We start from the raw sequence: 17,573 nt of genomic DNA on the forward strand, positions 1-17,573 counted from the left end.
GTAAAGGCGGCGTTCAAATCACAACCGTTCCGGCGGCACATAGTAATGGATTGGCTCCCGGGTTTCTGCGAGGTGACTTTGCAGAGCACCTTGCCGATGCAGGGGTCACAGCCTATGTTGGGCCGCCCACTGGTTATATTTTGAAGTTTAGCAACGGGCTTGTGGTCTACCTTTCTGGCGACACAGGCATGACCGCCGAACAGAAAGAAGTAGTGGGAGCCCACTATCAGCCAGATCTGGCGGTTATGAATATTGGCGGTACCTTTACTACGGGGCCTACAGAAGCCGCCTACGTCATCAACGAGATGGTGAAGCCCATTTCGGTGATCGCTTCACATGCGAATGAGCCTGCGACAAAAAATGGCAAGGTGCTCGATAATACCCGCACAGCAGCCTTTACAAATGCGAGCAATGTTCCGGTGCACATACCCCTGAGCGGCAAGACCATGGAGTTTGACGCAGACGGCCAGTGCAAAAATGGGTGTTAGAGGCTTAACGCACCTCCTGTACTTATCTTTAGGATTGAGCTGGGGAAGCGAAACCTACGCCAACGGCAACGTCTCCGACCCTTGGGTAATGATGGCGAAACCCGGGCATGTTGTTCTAATGCGACATACGCTCGCGCCGGGCACAGGCGATCCCGAGAATTTTGACCTCTCAGACTGTGCCAGCCAACGAAACTTATCGCAGGCAGGTCGAAACCAAGCGCAACAGACGGGCGAAAAGCTGCGCGCAAAAGGCTATAGCGACGCGCGCGTTATCACCAGCCAATGGTGTCGGTGCAAGGAAACAGCTCAGTTATTAGCGCTAGGCGAACCCGAACAACTCGCATCCCTAAACTCCTTCTTTCAGAATTGGGAAATGAAGCAGGAAGCGACGAACAAGACCAAAGCCTGGATCGCCAAAGAGCTGAAGACAAAAGCCGATGGCGAGGTGATCCTACTAGTGACTCACCAAGTCAACATTACTGCACTCACAGGCCACTTTCCGAGATCAGGTGAGATGGTTGTCTCGCAGCAAAAACCGAACGGCGATCTTCGGCACGTTGCGTCAATCGATCCGCGCTAAATAGAGCGCGGTTCATTCCCGGCGCACTAGTTTCATCGCTCGCAGTCATGGTGATAGGAAGGTCTTTGCGGCGCAAAACCCGTCGCACGACCACCTGCTCGCTAGTGGCTAACATTGCCCTCTGTTATGATTTTTCTACACCTTAACTGAACGCACTTGCACACATGAGCACTGAATACTTCTTCGCAGCGGAGGGCTGCTACATCCGCGAGCTATCAAACTCGGCGGATGATCCTGCCGTCTCCATTGCACAAGCGCGCGTCGAGCCGGGAAATACGACTTCCTGGCACCAGCTAAAAAACACCATCGAGCGTTATGTGATTCTCTCCGGCACCGGACTCGCAGAAATTGGCGATGCAGCGCCTCGCACAGTGAACGCCGGTGATGTAGTGCATATCGCGGCCATGCAGCGCCAGCGTATTACCAATATCGGCAATGACGATTTGATATTCTTGGCAATTTGCACACCGCGCTTTTTACCCGAGAATTATCAAGAGCTATGAGCTCTTGGCCGACTAGGCTATGCTTCGCCCAAGCCATTACGCCTAACAGCAACCCTAATACAAAGCGAAATAAACCGAACATGCCTGAAGCTGAACTACCCCCCTGCCCGAGTTGTAAATCTGACTATGTCTATGCAGACCAACGCTTTTTGATCTGCCCTGAGTGCGGCTATGAATGGGATCCGGTCGAAGCGGCAGATGATGACAATCCAAAAGTGAAAGATGCTAACGGAACGCTACTCGCTGAGGGCGACAAGGTAACATTGGCCAAGGATTTAAAGGTAAAAGGCAGCTCACAGGTTTTAAAAGTAGGCACAAAAGCGATAATTCGCCACATCAAAGAGGGCAAAGACCACCAGCTAGACTGTCGCGTCAATGGCGCAGGCGAGATGCTCGTAACGGCTCAGTTTGTAAAAAAAGCCTAGCTTAAAAGGCAACAGCATAAGTGTCATTTCAACATTCTGAATCGTTCTAAATCGGCGTTTCATTTTGAACTAATCTTTTCGCCACGAGTTCGTGTACATCCATAGGCGGAGGAAGAAGTCATGTATCCAATCGAACCAAATATCTTGGATCAATACGCACATAGTGGCTGGGCTTTATGGAGCAGTATCTTTATCCTAGTTGGCTTACTACTGTATACCTACGATCGATACGCTAAACGCTGGAGCGCTATTACCGGTTTGCATCAAACCGATGCAAGGGTGGTTTTCTCAGAAGTATGCATTGATGGGCATGCTCGCAAACAGGCTCTTGTGATTTATACCTACACGGTTAACGGCAAACACTTCAAAGGGCATCTGGCACAACCAAAAACAAACCTGCAAGCATTCATTGAAAAGCATCCGATGGGTACTGAAATACCGCTCTACTATGCCCACCGAGACCCCGCGTTTTCGTCACCATTTGTGCCGCCGACCAAGATATCGCTTATCAAACGAACCATCGTCAGATATTTTGCATTCCCGATTTTTGCCTTAAATCTCGCCTCGTTAACCGCTTACGTGGCCTTTAGCTGAGGAAATATCCCAAAAGCTTCTTAACCAAACATCTAGCGACGCCAAATAACTACCAGCGAAGTTGCGCCAGAAGGCTCACACTGACCGCATGCTTTTCATTCACGAGCTCCAGCGTGTCAAGCGTTCTCGGTCTATCACTTTGAAGATAAAGGGCCTCCACACCTAAGCGATAGTCAGACGCATCAGGAGACCACATCAATGCAACCGTGTGACTCCGCCCAAAATCATTGTTGTCATCGTCTACCCGATCCACATCATTGGCACCAAATACATCGTACCGATAGGTAAGACGGTATGCATTTAGGGAGTAAGACAGCATGCTATACGCAGAGTAAAAATCGACATCAACAGCAGGCAAGCTGCCCATCGAAGTACTGCCTTTTGATGCTTCAGATATAAGCTCCAGATTCGGATGGATAAACCACGAGGCGCCGAGCAAGGCAAACCGAGTTCGCCACGCATATTCTCCCCGGTGCAACTCCGTATCGCCTAGATTATCAACCCACGCGGCACTCAACGAAAGCCACTCGTTGTCGTAGTTAAAACGCAGGGCGTAACCTGGTCTTCCATCTAGATCAGAACCAAATGGTTTAGTGCCATCGTCGCGTTGCGCGCCAAACATCCCGGAGTCTGATAGCGCCTGCGTTTGCGGCAACGACAATACGTCATCGTAAGCGGTGCGCAATCGGCCATAGCTCCAACCTCGATACGCAAGCAAGGCGCCCATACTGTCGTTGCCAACAAATGTCGTAGCGCCAAGCGTAAATCGCTCCCCGCTATCGGTGTCGTAACGATAATGCGCATCCAAACCAATGGGACGAAACTCTTCTCCAATCCAACTGTTGAGCGATGAGTATGTAATTGTGTATGGCGAATCCCAAAACTGCTCGATGTTTTCATGTGATGTCGGTAAAAAAAACTGGCCGATTCGAGTGGAGACTTGCTGATTAAAATCAAGTTGATTGCGATACCGCAACTCGACCTCTACCAGTCCAATCTCGCGCGCGGTTGCATTGTTTGAGTACGCTTGAGCTTGAACAAAGGCACGAAAACGCCACTGCGCATCAAATTGATACCGATACTCGAAGTTTGCCTCCGCTGCCGCCGCGTTGTCTGGGCCAGACTGGCCATAGGCAAAACGACCTAAGCCATAGTTCAGCCAACTCATATCACTGTCGTTGTAGTTGCCAATCAAGGTGAGACTTGTGTCGAACCGATGCGCTTGCTCTGCTGCAACCAGCCCACTACTCGCTAGCCATATGCACAATGCGGCGCCTTGCAGCCAGCACGGGCAGAAAGAAGCTAGTCTGATCCGAGAGCTTAAAGCGTCAGAAAAGAGTAGTTGCACACTAAGCGCCCTTCCTTATGTTTCAGCATCAGCACGACAATCAGGCAAGCTGTAAGCATCCAACCAAGCTATAAACTCTGCAGCTGGTTGAGGTTTAGCGATAAAGTACCCCTGCAATTTGTCACAGTGCCATTTTTCTAAAATCTGCCAAGCCTCCGCGGTCTCAACACCTTCTGCCACAATCGTCAATCCCAGCTTATGCCCCATTTCAATCGTCGATTGCACGACGGCCTGATCAAATGCACTTTGATCTAGATTTAGAACGAAAGACATATCAATCTTTAACTCGTCGACAGGCATCCCTTTTAACTGACTTAGCGAAGAGTAACCTGTGCCATAATCGTCAACCGCCAACAAAAAGCCGAGTGCTTTGAGTCGATTAAGCACCGAGAGCGCTTGCTCAGGGTCTTCCATCATTGCGCTTTCGGTTACCTCAAAAATAAAGGCATCTGCAGGCATACTTTGCTTTTTGAGCATACTTGCAATGTAGTCCGGTAGGTCGTCATTGGATAAATCGTGCGCGGAGAGGTTTACCGCAATTTGCAGGTGTACACCCTGCTCTTTCCATTGCGCGCCCTGCATGACCGTCTCTCGAATCACCCATCGAGTCAGCAAGGGCATCAATCCAGATTGCTCTGCGAGAGGAATGAACTCACCGGGAGAAATAAACCCAAACTCTGGGTGAATCCAACGTACCAGAGCCTCAACCTGCGTGACCTTTCTTTGTTTCAAGTCAACTTTTGGCTGGTAGTGCACGCTAAGCTGGTTACTCGTTATCGCTTCTTTCAGGTTGTTGATTAACTGAAGATGCTTCAGATGCTTTTCGTCCAGCCCGACCTCATACACCTGGGACCGAGAACGCGAGTCCTTCCCTTTGTTGAGCGCGATATCGGCGCGACGCAGCAACTGCTCAGTATCCGAACCGTGCTCGGGATAAATAGCCAAGCCATAGTAAAAGTCTGCTTTAATAGTGAGTTCATCAATCTGGAATAGCTCAGAGAGCTCACCAAGCAAAGACTGACACTGTTGCTCCACCTCTTTACCGGATGCGCCCTGCACGATAACCAAAAACTCATCAACCGCAATACGCGAAGGCACAATATCGCCTGTCTTGTGTGCCTTCAGTCTCTGGGCAATCGCAACCAGCAACGCATCACCCACTTGATAACCCAGTGTGTCATTGATCTGTTTAAAATGCCGGATGTCTATCAGCATCAAACCAATATTTCCGGAGCGTCGAGGTGAATCCTGAATCAAGGCCGTCATTCGCTTTGTGATGGCACTGCGATTTTCCAAGCCGGTGAGTTGATCGTTATGCGCTTGATAAAGAATTTGCGCCTCGCGTGTCGCGATACCGCGCTGCATGTTGTCTAAACTGTTGGCCAATGTCGCAAGCTCATTCTGTTTAAAGCGTTGATCAGTAATCTCTACTTGATAGTCGCCATCGGCGATTCGCTCTGCGGCCTTTACCAAGTTATTGACCGGGCGCGTTATATTCTTCGACATAACAAAACCCGCAATAGAAGACATAACTAGCGCGAGAATGGCGATGGACAAAATTTGGATTTTGAGCGGTTCAAAAGACTCCAACGCTTGCTCAAGAGAGGTACTCAGCTGAGCCACCACACGATATTCGCTCTCATCCACCAAAGTTGTAACCAGTGCCAAAAAGCGCTCGTCGTCTTTTTGGAAGAGTTTCCAGTCGTTCGCTAAATCCGAGCTTGGATACTGACCAAGATCCTCTAGCGCGAGTGTGGTTAACTCAAAACCCGAACCGTCTTCCCCAGAACCAATAAATCCAACCTCAAGACTCGTTAGCTCTTTAAGCTGGCTTGCAAGTGATAGGTCCATCTCGAAGCCTGCCAAGGCCCAAGCTTTCGTGATCGGCGCGTTAACCGGCAACATGAGTATTTGATAGGGCTTGTTTTGCAGCACAACCGTACTAGCCAGGCCGCCCTGCTCCGCCGCGGCACTTAACAACGATTGAAACGGAAAATGTGTCAGCTTTACGATACTGCCCGTACTTGCAATCAGCTGCCCATCGAGCGAGGTCAGCATCATCAGATCCGCACCAATACGGGCACCATGATTTGCCAGCACAGACACAATGGTAGACTCATCACCCGTTAACACCGCGGTCTTAAAACCAAAATCAGCCGTCAGCACTTGAGCTGACTCAAACAACTGCTCAGATCGAATATCCAGCAGTTGTTCAAATACGTTTTGACCAACAATCAGTTTGTCTTTTGCTTGCGCCTCAACGCTAGAATTAGTGGCGAGAATGACCGCTAAAATCGTCGTTAACGAGGAAAGAAAGATCAACCCTACGAACGACAGCAGTATTTTTGATCTTAGTCCAATATTAGTCATCATATCGATTTCTAAAACGCGAGAACTTTTTAATCGGCTGCGGCGCAATAAGATCGAGAGTTACCGTCATTGTCTCTTTATCGTCCACCTCGAACATGATTGGCGCATTGATGTTTTCCAACCATGGATGCCAAACCGCAATTTTTTCAGGTGTTTCGGAAAAACGGAGTGTTCCAGACTCATCTGTCACACCATAGCTTGGCCAAGGTGAGACAAAGATATAACCCAGCATGGCGTCGTGAATGTTGCATCCCAACACCACAACACCTGCCTCGCCGAACACCACCGGCTCTTCAGGCACACCTGCATAGAGCTTTATTTCGAACCGCTTTGGCTCAGAGAAGGAGTAAACATGGTGGCGAATATTATCGCTATTGGGAAAAATAACCGATTGGCCTTGATCCACCGCAAGCACATGGGGGACAAAGCGAACGTCCACTTGATCCATCACGGCAGGAGGTTTGCCTGCAGGGTTTGCGGTTCCTTCGGGAACGCCAACATAGGCATTGGCGACAGCTTTGCCATGCTGATCGGTAACCACCACCTCAAGTGCCCATGCTGTCGGGCTGAGCAATACAAAGAGCACGATCTGCCATGCACGCTGAAACGCTTTCAACATATCTTCCTACAAACTTCCCAAAAAGTACTTAGACCATGCTTTTAGTTTAGGTTCGATTTTAAATTTCGAAAGGGACGATCATCAATTCGGGCCATTATTCACGACCGCGGATTCCTCATGGTCGCTTACGATGCATGTGCATGGGTTTTGGCTGTTGCGAAAACGTGTAGAGTCTCTATTCGCTAATCAACGAACGCACCATGTAGCGAAGAGCTTAGGAAATATGTTGACGGCCAAGCTAGCGAGGCAAGCCTGAGCGTAGAGTGATCGTGACTTACCCGAGCATTAGCTAAACGCGCTTAGCGGCCAGCGCGCTCAGGCTCAAGGTCTTGCAGCTGTTTGTAGAGGTTTTCGGCCTCTACGGTCAGCAAAGAGTAGCTTTTAATATCGCCGTTGCGTTGTGCATGCATCGCTTTTTCCAACACGGCGGCATGTTGTTTCTTTAGCTTCTTTCGCGGGTCTGATTTAAAAAGTGAAAACATCTGTGCTCTACTCCCTTTACTCGAAAATAATCGGTTTATAGAGGACATTACGTTCTAGCGCCAAGAACGGGTTCATTCCCAAACACATTCAAACGACACGTTTAAATGTGAGCACGTAGCCTTTAAATTCCTTATCGAGATACGTTGTATCAACTGGCTTTTCTTCTGAAAAACTAAAACCGCGCTGCTCAAGCTGGCCTCTCAGTTTGTTTTTTCGTCCCCGACCTGGATCGACCACCACGACTTCGCAGTCTGGGTTGGCATGCGCATCGATGAACTCAGCAAGCAACGGAGCATGCTCATCTTCGTACAAAAGATCACTGCCAATGATCAAATCAAACTTACCCATGTCGCTCTCGCTTTCGGCCCAATCAATGCGCTCAAATGCGATCGGCTTATCCCCGTTCAACAGGGCGTTACGCTGCAAGAAGGCATCTACTTCAGGGTGATAATCGGTGGCCGTAATGTCGGCACTTTGCTTGTTTAACAACAAGCTGGAGAGCCCTACTCCACAACCTACCTCAAGAATCCGTTTTGACTCCGTTTCCATGCCCAAAACATGATGCGCAAGCACGAGCCCCGAAGGCCAGACGATACCAAACAACGGCCAAGTCGCAGAGCTGATACCGAGTTTCTCGGCAACTCCGTCCGGGTCATGAAACTCTTGATTATTCCTAAGTGTGCAAAGGTGTACGTCGATTTCACCAAACTCTACAGTTTGATAACGCAAGCGGAGATCTGTCATTTTAAAGCCTGATAGTTGGGCGCTGAGCCAACTACCGAAGATAGATAAATGACAAAACGAGAATGTTCGCTAAGAGTATAGCGTTGCGCTGATAAGGCAAGCGTTTTAGCGCTACATCCGGCGCATGTGCGCCCTTCGGGTATCCGGATGGTCTCAAAGGCGAGCATATTCCTATCGAAGCACGCATCATGGGCATTGTTGATGTGATTGACGCTTTGGGCGCGAAACGCAGCTATAAAGAACCTTGGTCTAACCAAGAAATTCTTGCCTTCGTGCTCGAACAAAAAGGCAAAAAATTTGACCCAGCCTTAGTGGAACTTGTTGAAGCAAACTTTACGACGCTCATGGATATTAGAAAACAATATCCGGATTAGGGAGAGTTTATGGAACTCGAGATTCGCGAAATTATCGAGGGCGTATCCAATACGCAAGGCACGGACTTTATCCAAAGCATCACGGAGCAGCTCGCAAAAGTGGTGAAAGCAGATTACACCTTTGTCGCTAAACTGGATATCGATAACTATCTCTCTCGCACACTGTCCATGGTGGTAAAAGGCAGCAAAGCCGATAACATGGAATATTCCCTCGCAGGTACGCCCTGCGCCAACGTGGCTGACGATTCTGTTTGCTGCTACCCCAACAAAGTGGTCGAATATTTTCCTGAAGACCAACTGCTGATTGATATGGGGATAGAGGCCTATTTGGGAACACCTTTACACGACTCTAAAGGAAACGTGTTTGGCTTAATTGTCGCGTTGTATGAGACCCCAATCGAAGATGAAAAGCGGACCTCTACCCTGTTTCAAATTTTCTCCGGACGAATCTCTGCTGAACTAGAACGCAGAGACTATGAGCATAAGCTACTGGCGTTGAATGAAAGCCTCGAACAAAAGGTCGTCGAGCGAACGACCGAGCTAACGGAGACGCTGCACCAACTCAAATCCACACAAGAGCAGCTTATAGAGTCAGAAAAAAATGCGGCATTGGGCGGTTTAGTAACCGGTGTTGCGCATGAGGTGAATACACCCTTGGGCATCGCGATTACCGCCCATTCTGTAATGGCTGACCGCTTTAATGAGCTGAGCAAGAAAATACAATGCGACGAACTCAGCATTCAGGATATGTCGAAGTTTCAAGACGACATGCGAGAATCTTTGGCTTTACAGCAAACCAATCTGGATCGCGCCAAGCGGTTGATTGAAAACTTCAAAAAAACCGCCTCTGATCAGCATGAATCTGAGTTAGAGAGCATTCACCTGAAAGCGTATTACCAACAAGTTTTATCAACATTAAAACCCTTGCTGAACGAAAAAAGCGCTGAGGTAACAGTGTCAGGAGATGCTATGACGCGCTTTACGACATACCCAGGTGTCCACGCACAGATTCTCACGAATCTCATCTCCAACAGTGTTAAACATGGATTTAAAGCGCGTCCGGGTAACCAGATTCACATAGCGCTGTTCAATGAGAATGGCGCCTTAAAAGTCGTTTATCAGGATAACGGCACAGGCTTAACAGAGGAGCAAGCCAAGAATATCTTTACTCCCTTCTTCACGACCGCTCGCAAGGAAGGCGGAACGGGATTAGGGATGTCCATCGTATACAACCTGATTACGCAAAAACTCAGGGGCCGAGTGCATCTTGGTGATAATGACCAAGGGTTTGTTCTGGAATATTATTGCCCTGAGCTATAGGCCTCGCTTTCTATTGGCACCACCAAGACCAAAGACCAACTAACGCGTTAAGATTCGCGTGAAGACTTAAGCACCTCTCGTCGGTGATTAAAGAGAAAACCTACCCTCCTCAAGAGCGACCCGTAATCCATTTGACCTCAATCAATACCTCGCGCTGTTTTTCAGTACATCATGAAGCCATACAGAGTTATTCATCGGTCACCTCTGACGTATCTGATTCAGTGACCGCCCCGTTTCATAAGTCGTTATAAATAAGGGTTCATTGAGGAGACAATATGACCATTGAAAAGCACGATCTAATTCACGAACTTCCAGAATACCGCGACCAGATCCATGAGCTCAAAATGAACAATGCGCATTTCGCTAAGTTGTTCGACCAATATCACGATGTAGATCACGAAGTGCACCGGATCGAAACTGGCGCAGAAACACCATCAGACGATTACGTCGAAGAGCGCAAAAAAGTGCGTTTAAAATTGAAAGACCAGTTATTTGCAATGCTCAAAACCCACGAAGCGACCGCGTAAAGCAGAACCTTTTTGGTGCGTTACACCTAGGTAGTGACGTTTAGTGACTCTCAGTGACTTTCCTTTTGTTGTGTTGAAGGGAAAACGGTTCGGGCAACCTTTGGTTGCCCTTTTTTACGCCTAACGATTAAAACCTCGCCGCCCGCTCTCGGATGAGTTTTACTTCGTCTGAGTCTTCACCAAAGGATTCCACAAACCGTTTTAAATCGCGCTTGAAGTCTTCTTTCTGATTCAGACAGAGGTTATATAAGGCCCTATCGCGTACATAGCGCTCATCAGGGATCTCAGTGTTCTCGCATAAAATACTCGTCGCAACCCAATGATCAACCCAAGGGACAAACCCGGTCGGATTTTGCTCAGCAATCTTCTGAATACGCATAGATACCGTTTGTCGACCCTCAAAACAATCAAACGCCCCCTTATAAAACGCGAGCGATTTGTCTTCTTCGTAGGCGCATACGGTCGCTACGATATTACTGTCATTCAGATCTTCGTACTTTCCCCACTTCAGAATCTGCATACTATTTGTGAAGACAAGCGACTCATGCTGAGTATTCGGATTCGTCCACGGTTGAATAAGATAAGGCCGCTCCGCCAACCAGTTTCTAAAGACGGCTTCGTCATACTGAGCGTTCGTGAACACAACTTGCAGTTCTTGTCCCCGATTCGGTCCGTTTGTACTGCCACCAATTTCAAAACTGGGGCCAGAAAAGCCCTTGCCGATGGCTTTCACAAACAGCGCTCCGAAAAGCACCGCGCAGAAAATGAACACATGCTTGCGAGATAATGAAACACCTCGACAAAACGCATAAACGCTAACCCAGAACGCGTCGGTTAAGATAAAAAGATACAAGGCATTGCTATCAAAACGGACGGCCGAACCGCTTGGCGAATAATCGGTAAACATGGCGCTGTACAGACGATCAAAATCAATATGTAAGGCAAGAGCAAAGGCGAACACACCCACAGCTCCAAAGCTAAATAGCGTCTTGCGCGTTAACGCTTCGCCATCGCCATTGAGCACCTTCATGACGATCATGCTGACAATCAATCCCGGCACGTGGAGGACGCCACCGGCAACCGGTAAAGGAATAAGATACTCAAAGAAGGCGCTGCCTGAGCCCCAGATGCCGGACCAACCCAGCGCCCCCGCAATGAACGCCGGAGTGAGCCAAATCAAAATCAGAAACATGACGTACATAAAAACATCCACTGTTAAACGGTCTTCTGTAAAAGCTTAGTCGCAAACCAAGCGTCTCGTGAAATAAAACCTGAGCAATAAAGCAGATGCTATGGAATTGCTCCGAGGAGGTGGTATTCTGGATACCGTAGTTTTAGATTCACCACTAACAACAAGAGAAATCAAAGATGCTTTCAAGACTAGCCTCCGGCTTATTATTCACGACTATCGTTTTCCTCACTGGCTGCGGAACCGCGCCACTTGAGGTCGTTCATGTGCAAAAAGAAGGCTTTAACGAAGGTAAGTATATTTCGTTTAAGGTTTCGCATAGCCATGTAGACATCGCAACTAAAGCGGAAGAACTCATCAACAAGGCAATTGCGGACGTGATGACAGAAAAAGGCTATGTGGATGGCGCGAATGCAGACTTTGAAATTCGCTACTCGCTTAAAACGATGCAATCACAGCGCTTGGAAATAGAAAGCGTGGCCCCGACCGGTCCGGCTTGGCAAGGCGGTGCGCAACCTGCAGGACATCCACCACAAATGGAAGCCGTTTTTGAAGCGCGCATGTTGGTGAACGTGATTGATACAAAAACCGGTGAAGTCATTTGGAAGGCGGCTTCTAATCGCGACCTGACTCAGGTAGACGTTTCCAAGTTCGATTCAAACAAAGCACATGATCGCATGCATGAGATGTTTGAAAACTTCCCTGCTCGTTATTGGTGGTAGCAAGGACAAGGTTGGACAAAAGCATTACGGCATTCAACGCGTCCTTTGAGTTCAAGCTCGGGGCGTGTTGATAAACGTTTTCCATACGCCCAACGGGGTCCATATTTTTTGCAAGTCCGCACCTGCTCCCTCTAAATCCTCTCCTAGCACTTGGGTGCGATAACGAAATAAAAACGCCGACGCGCGCATGTTTGCAGCACAATGTAACCAGACCTTTTCTCCCTCAGACTCTGACATACATTTTACAAACGCCTCGAACTTTCTCTCTGAAGGTCGCACAAAGTTAACGGGTATATGCGTATAACGCAGCCCGAGCTCGCTAAGCGTGTTTGCTTCATCCGCTAAGGAGTTTTCGGCATCATGCGGTGCGAGATTTATTACAGAATCAAAACCCGCCTCTTTGATCAAGGCGAATTGTGCTTCACTCGGCTGCCCGGAGGTACTTAGTCGATCTGAAATAGGGAGGTAGTTATAGATATCCTCAAGCGACTTAGACTTAGCCTGAGCCGACAAGGGCGAATATTTGCGGATGAGCGACAGCAAGTATCCCGATGTCGTTTTTAGAGTATTCACTGACATAAACCACCTCAAAAGATACACCATTAAATGGATCTTCATCTTGCGCGATTTGTATCGGCAATACATCCCCCTTATGCTTGCTCAAACTAAAAAACAAAAACTCAGGAGAACAACAATGAAAAGCCTCAGCTCACTATGCGCAGCACTTTTGTTTATGGCGAGTTCTGCTTGGGCGCACAATGGCATGGTACATGTCGCAAGCGCGAACGACTTCGACACCACGATCAGCAAACTTACCCAAGCGCTCCAAGCAAAGGGCATGAAAATTTTCGCCACCATCCCGCATTCAAAGGGCGCGGCGAGTGTTGATGTTCGGCTAAACCCAACAACCCTAGTCATCTTTGGTAATCCAAAGGTCGGTGCGCCGCTTATGGCCTGCACACAGATAGTGGGTATCGATTTACCGCAGAAAGCCTTAATAACGGAAGATAGCGAAGGCAAGGTCTCGCTGACCTATAACGATCCCGCTTACCTGAAAGAGCGGCACGAGATTGAAGGCTGTGATCAAGTCTTAGACAAAGTGAGTAAGGCTCTCGCAAATTTTGCTAAAGCCGCAACGCAATAGCGCCTTACGTGAACACATTTGATCGACTCTACAGCTTACGGGCTACATAAACGCCGTAGCTGTAGTAGTCTTTGTACTTTCGATAGAGCGCGACCTCTTCTCTTTCAGCGGCTATGAGCTGTTGCGCAACTTCAGAGTTGTTGTGTCGCGCTAAAAAATCATCATAGCTTCGCTCAAGTGGACCGTAATAATTATCAATCCAACAATGCTCTGGCAAAATAAAATAACCAAGTAACTGGTACCCTGCCCTTTCAAGTACCTTTATTTTGTTAGAGGCTGTGTCGATCTCAGGGTAAGCCGCATGCCAATAATCTTCGAGTTCTTTTGGCCGCTCTGCGGTCGTCCAGGTAATTTCAGACGCCACCAAAACGCCATCTTGTTTTAAAAAATGACGCCACTGCTTCAAGCCCTGCTCAAACCCTATGTTGTAAATAGCGCCTTCTGACCAGATGACATCAAACTGCTCTGACTCAAAGGGCAAGTCATCCATAGATGCGCAACAGCTTGTGATTTTATCGTCGAGTTCGACTTCCTCAGCAATGCCGTTCAGTTCGTTCAGAAACTCTTGGAGGAAATCTACCGAAGTCACTTTGGCGTTGAGCATCTCTGCCAAAATCAGACTGGACGCGCCCGTGCCACAACCGATATCCGCGATCCTGTAAGGCGCATTCAGATCGAGCCCGGTAAGATAGAGCGCTAGCTCTGTTTCTGATCGGCCACCAGGGCCTTGACGCTCGTTGTTCTTGTGAAGATCAATCAGTAGTTCAAGATCGTCAGGAAGTTTCTCTGGAGTATTCTCGGCCATGCGTTCGTCATTTCCAAACAGACAACAAAATATGAAACAACTCTAGACGATCAAACATGCATTGGCGAGCGCAGTTTACTTGCGCCTAAATACGCATTTTGGACACATCATCCGCTTAAGCGAAAGAGGTGATGAGAGCAGTTTGAACAAGGCGAAAACGCACGCAAGAGCAGAATAGTTTGCCAATCTTAGAGTTCGTCAAAAGCGTCGCGGAACAATAAAGTCGTTAACTTTTGAGGTTCTAGGTCTTCTATTTTTCCCTTCTTTATCCTGAGAAGTCTAAAACTCCGCTTCCAACCGGTCAGCTGTCACCAAATAGCGGACATGCCGATCGAGGCAAAGGTACATCGGTTTTGGATGAAGAGCGGACGTAACAGACCTATCGAGATCGCATTCGCGTAATTTACTATCCAGAGCTAAAAGGAGACCTTCTCCGTTGAGCTAAGAGCATATTCCTAGTGTTGGTAAGACGGACCATGAAAAATAGTGCCTATTTTAATGCCGCCATAATCTGTCCCCGTTCGTCACTTTCATTTGTTTTAAGTCTCAGAAGCTTCAAGCCTATTTTGTCTAGAACTTGGTTTTTAATTTCGTCCCTTTCTTGCTGAGCTTTGTTGTTCTCATGAAACTGATAACCATCTACCTCGATTGCTAAAACTGGTTGCAAATCTATTTTGGAGTAAACTAAGAAATCAATATGGGACCAAGGATTTGTGACGAAAGCAGCTTGTTCGGGGTTCAGGTCGCTAGCCTCTTTGACGATATCATTCAATTGTATGTGCAGCCCATATGTTAAATGGTTGTACTCTTCACTTTCCAAAATATCGAATAGCAAGCCATCCACAAGATTTTCCGAGTCGTAAGCAGAGCGTTTTTTACTGCCTTCGAATACCTTTCGGAGAAGGTGGCTTTGCTCCTTGTATAGGAGATCAAATATTGACGACTTCTTACTTTGAACTAATCCCTGTCCTAAGGTTTGATAATCCACGTAACGGATTAATGATCCAATATTAGAATCTTGCTCAGCAAAAATACGATCTCCAGCAACGAGCACAAATTGGTCTACCGCTCTCGACACCGCAACGTTAACGGTATCGGCTCGGTCTATAAAATCATTTATCGAATTGGCCACAGTCGAAAAAATAATTACTTTCTTTTCTCTGCCTTGAAACTTATACACAGTGTCTACATCCAGACGATTGGTACCCATACTTTTTACTGCCTTATTCACATGCGCCCTGTATGGGGCAATAACGCCGATTTCTTCGGGGTCAGCACTCGCTAACCGCGCTTCTCGCAATACTTCATCTTTGATGACGGAGATCTCACGTTGACTGAACAACCCAGATTCGTTTATTTGCTTTCGAGCATGATTTCCTTCTTTTAATCGGTAAACCAAAAAAGGGTACTCTCGACCTTTTACTTCCGTCATAACTAGAAGTTCATTGTTGTAAAACTTTTTGTTACAGAAGCCTATGATTGCGGGATGGCATCGATAATGTTCACGCAACATGACGCGAGCTAGTCGACTGCCAAAAACATCAGAAATAGAGGAAAGAATACTTTGCGTATAGAAATTGTAGGCTTGAGGTACTTGAAATCGCGCTTCAATTTCACCCCTCTGAAGTAACGCAGACTCTGAAGGGAAGTTTGATATCTGTTTCAAATCACCGACAATCACAACATTTTTAGCTCTCGAAATTGCCATTGCAGCGGTAACTAAATCTACTTGTGAAGATTCGTCGATGATTAAATAATCCAGCAACGAATTTCTCTCTACACAATTTCTTAAGGAGTTGGTCGTGCTCAATATCAGCGGATATTGTTGAACAAAGGAGTCGAAATCAGATTTGTAATTATCTGACGTGAAAGACCTTATTCTCTGACCTTTCCGGTTCCTGGCTACATAGTGACGAAACAAAGCTGAGGAGAGCTCTCTACTAGAGGCCATTAGTTCCCTGCTGCTTAAACCAATCAAACTTTCTTCGAGCTTTGATATCCGCTCCTCTAGCTCTCGCTCTTTAAGATACAGGTAGTCCTTCTCCAAGTTCGTAATCAAAACTGAATCACAAGATAGGATTCGATCTGGTCGATAAATACCAAACGAGATGAATGCTTTTAAAGAAGCTAGTGCCAAACCGAGCTTACTTGGTTGTTTTAGGCTTGTTAGTAGTAGCTTGAAGCGAAGAACCATTGTTGACTTGGCTCTGCGTCTGCAGCTTAACCGCTGAAAAACCGGTTGTGCTTTCGGGTACTTCTTTTCAAAGTGCTTTCTCTGGATTCTAAGCTCATTGAGCTCTTGTCTTAGAAGAGCTTTTTCACCCTGCTTACTAAGCACTTCTGATAGATTGTTGTAAACATCTTGATATCGAGTTGAAAGCTCTCTGTAGCGTTCACCTAAGTCCCAGCAATCTATTTGCGGTTCAGACTGAGCTGTGTTGAAGAAAGCATCTTTTCTTGCTTTGTTTCCGAGGGAGGCAGACAGAAAACCAAAGCCATTTGCATCGAGTTTTTCAAAAACATTGTCTGTTGCGGGGTTACTGCCAGCGACCACTCCAACTGTCTGACCTCTGCTCAAAATGTTCGCGATAATATTTAGTATTGTTTGAGTCTTCCCTGTACCAGGAGGCCCCTCTATCAAACTGAATTGGTTCGTCAGCGCATTTTCGACGGCAACTTTCTGGGAAGGATTAATTCCAAAAGGAAAAATCACCTCTCCAGATATTTGCTTTCTCGCTTCTTGGTCTCCCTCTAGATAGAAGTAGAGGGCAGATTTTGGGTTGATGACCCTGCAATACTCATACTGCTTTTTGAGATAGTCATTCGGCTCCCCAGAGTCGTTTTCAATCTTGAAGGTATCAGACAAATGAAAAAAATATGCGAAAGGATTATTTGAACTTTTATCCTTTGCGTAATTTTTTATTCTTCTGCAATCGTTCTTGCGCGCAAGTAAACATCGTCCGCTGTCTGAGAAGAGCTTCATCCAACTACCGAACTGAATCACTTGTGCGTAAGCATGAGGATTACCGCCTTTTATGCTTATCAGATCTCCCTTGAGATCTATTTCGGAAGGGCTATTCTCGTGTTCAAGATTTCCTTTGCGAAAACCGTATTCCTTACCGCCTAACTGGTAACGAACCCAGAACCGGCCATCTCTATCAACAATATCTGCTACATCTTTGGTAATATCCTGGTAAGACCCATCGACATGTCTGATAACTAGATGCTTGCTCTCGTCCATATGCGTGTCTTAATCCAGGTAAAAGGGAGTGCTTTTTATAGTCTATACGTGACTGATAAAGCTAGCTAGCAGGCCGAATCAAAGCTGCGCCTCTGAT

General features: G+C 47.2%; 17 protein-coding genes and 2 pseudogenes. 10 read left to right on the top strand and 9 right to left on the bottom strand.

The annotated features are described in order from the left end of the window. From A3750_RS15790 to A3750_RS15810, 5 genes and pseudogenes are all read left to right on the top strand, one after another. A pseudogene (locus tag A3750_RS15790) lies at positions 1 to 488 on the top strand (MBL fold metallo-hydrolase); the annotation flags it as partial. Further along, on the top strand, positions 454 to 1,068 hold the full coding sequence (locus A3750_RS15795) for a histidine phosphatase family protein (RefSeq protein WP_156498643.1): 615 nt from the start codon (positions 454 to 456) through the stop codon (positions 1,066 to 1,068). The pseudogene A3750_RS15790 and the gene A3750_RS15795, both read left to right, overlap by 35 nt. Positions 1,069 to 1,232: 164 nt before the next feature. After that, positions 1,233 to 1,571 (top strand): cupin domain-containing protein, encoded by a 339-nt coding sequence (locus A3750_RS15800; RefSeq protein ID WP_068454920.1) that lies wholly within the window; start codon positions 1,233 to 1,235, stop codon positions 1,569 to 1,571. Between the two features lie 80 nt (positions 1,572 to 1,651). Beyond that, complete coding sequence (locus A3750_RS15805) at positions 1,652 to 1,996, top strand: zinc ribbon domain-containing protein YjdM (RefSeq protein ID WP_068521037.1); 345 nt, start codon at positions 1,652 to 1,654, stop codon at positions 1,994 to 1,996. A 120-nt stretch (positions 1,997 to 2,116) separates the two neighbouring features. Next, positions 2,117 to 2,590, top strand: a complete 474-nt coding sequence (locus A3750_RS15810) for a hypothetical protein (RefSeq protein WP_068521039.1) — start codon at positions 2,117 to 2,119, stop codon at positions 2,588 to 2,590. Positions 2,591 to 2,639: 49 nt separating this feature from the next. On the opposite strand, the gene A3750_RS15815 is transcribed toward A3750_RS15810, so the two are convergent. The 5 genes from A3750_RS15815 to A3750_RS15835 all read right to left on the bottom strand — a co-directional run bounded on the left by A3750_RS15815 (position 2,640) and on the right by A3750_RS15835 (position 8,154). Next, a complete protein-coding gene (locus tag A3750_RS15815; RefSeq protein WP_068454912.1) occupies positions 2,640 to 3,938 on the bottom strand; it encodes a hypothetical protein in 1,299 nt (432 codons plus the stop codon). A 15-nt stretch (positions 3,939 to 3,953) separates the two neighbouring features. Further along, positions 3,954 to 6,311 carry an EAL domain-containing protein gene (locus A3750_RS15820; protein WP_082873319.1) on the bottom strand — a complete coding sequence of 786 codons (2,358 nt, stop codon included), beginning with the start codon at positions 6,309 to 6,311 and terminating at the stop codon, positions 3,954 to 3,956. Continuing rightward, complete coding sequence (locus tag A3750_RS15825) at positions 6,301 to 6,927, bottom strand: methylamine utilization protein (protein ID WP_068457728.1); 627 nt, start codon at positions 6,925 to 6,927, stop codon at positions 6,301 to 6,303. Before A3750_RS15825 ends, A3750_RS15820 begins: the two co-directional genes overlap by 11 nt. 299 nt (positions 6,928 to 7,226) lie before the next feature. Continuing rightward, positions 7,227 to 7,409, bottom strand: coding sequence for a DUF6435 family protein (locus A3750_RS15830; RefSeq protein WP_068457727.1), 183 nt, complete (start codon positions 7,407 to 7,409; stop codon positions 7,227 to 7,229). 88 nt (positions 7,410 to 7,497) lie between these two features. After that, entirely contained in the window at positions 7,498 to 8,154 is a 657-nt protein-coding gene (locus A3750_RS15835) for a methyltransferase (protein WP_068457724.1), read from the bottom strand. A gap of 149 nt (positions 8,155 to 8,303) precedes the next feature. Between A3750_RS15835 and A3750_RS15840 the strand changes: the two are divergent. The 3 genes and pseudogenes from A3750_RS15840 to A3750_RS15850 form a co-directional block, all read left to right on the top strand. Continuing rightward, a pseudogene (locus A3750_RS15840) lies at positions 8,304 to 8,528 on the top strand (HD-GYP domain-containing protein); the annotation flags it as partial. A 9-nt stretch (positions 8,529 to 8,537) separates the two neighbouring features. Next, the gene (locus tag A3750_RS15845; RefSeq protein WP_068457720.1) at positions 8,538 to 9,848 is read left to right on the top strand and encodes a GAF domain-containing sensor histidine kinase; all 1,311 of its coding nucleotides are present in this window, start codon (positions 8,538 to 8,540) and stop codon (positions 9,846 to 9,848) included. Between the two features lie 275 nt (positions 9,849 to 10,123). Beyond that, the gene (locus tag A3750_RS15850) at positions 10,124 to 10,375 is read left to right on the top strand and encodes a YdcH family protein (RefSeq protein ID WP_068457718.1); all 252 of its coding nucleotides are present in this window, start codon (positions 10,124 to 10,126) and stop codon (positions 10,373 to 10,375) included. A gap of 127 nt (positions 10,376 to 10,502) precedes the next feature. Here the strand turns inward: A3750_RS15850 and A3750_RS15855 are convergent, their stop codons facing one another. Beyond that, positions 10,503 to 11,576 carry a hypothetical protein gene (locus A3750_RS15855; RefSeq protein WP_068457717.1) on the bottom strand — a complete coding sequence of 358 codons (1,074 nt, stop codon included), beginning with the start codon at positions 11,574 to 11,576 and terminating at the stop codon, positions 10,503 to 10,505. A gap of 167 nt (positions 11,577 to 11,743) precedes the next feature. Between A3750_RS15855 and A3750_RS15860 the strand changes: the two genes are divergently transcribed. Further along, positions 11,744 to 12,286 (top strand): DUF4136 domain-containing protein, encoded by a 543-nt coding sequence (locus A3750_RS15860; RefSeq protein ID WP_068457715.1) that lies wholly within the window; start codon positions 11,744 to 11,746, stop codon positions 12,284 to 12,286. A 51-nt stretch (positions 12,287 to 12,337) separates the two neighbouring features. Here the strand turns inward: A3750_RS15860 and A3750_RS15865 are convergent, their stop codons facing one another. Beyond that, on the bottom strand, positions 12,338 to 12,865 hold the full coding sequence (locus A3750_RS15865) for a protein tyrosine phosphatase family protein (protein WP_156492512.1): 528 nt from the start codon (positions 12,863 to 12,865) through the stop codon (positions 12,338 to 12,340). A 115-nt stretch (positions 12,866 to 12,980) separates the two neighbouring features. Here A3750_RS15865 and A3750_RS15870 point away from each other — a divergent pair, with 115 nt between their 5' ends. After that, on the top strand, positions 12,981 to 13,430 hold the full coding sequence (locus tag A3750_RS15870; RefSeq protein ID WP_068457714.1) for a DUF302 domain-containing protein: 450 nt from the start codon (positions 12,981 to 12,983) through the stop codon (positions 13,428 to 13,430). Between the two features lie 28 nt (positions 13,431 to 13,458). On the opposite strand, the gene A3750_RS15875 is transcribed toward A3750_RS15870, so the two are convergent. Together A3750_RS15875 and A3750_RS15880 are read right to left on the bottom strand one after the other, a co-directional pair. After that, positions 13,459 to 14,235 (bottom strand): cyclopropane-fatty-acyl-phospholipid synthase family protein, encoded by a 777-nt coding sequence (locus A3750_RS15875; RefSeq protein WP_068457712.1) that lies wholly within the window; start codon positions 14,233 to 14,235, stop codon positions 13,459 to 13,461. Positions 14,236 to 14,725: 490 nt separating this feature from the next. Then, positions 14,726 to 17,476, bottom strand: coding sequence for an AAA domain-containing protein (locus tag A3750_RS15880; RefSeq protein WP_068457710.1), 2,751 nt, complete (start codon positions 17,474 to 17,476; stop codon positions 14,726 to 14,728). Between the last annotated feature and the right edge of the window lie 97 nt (positions 17,477 to 17,573).

It is taken from the genome of Oleiphilus sp. HI0079, from assembly GCF_001635105.1.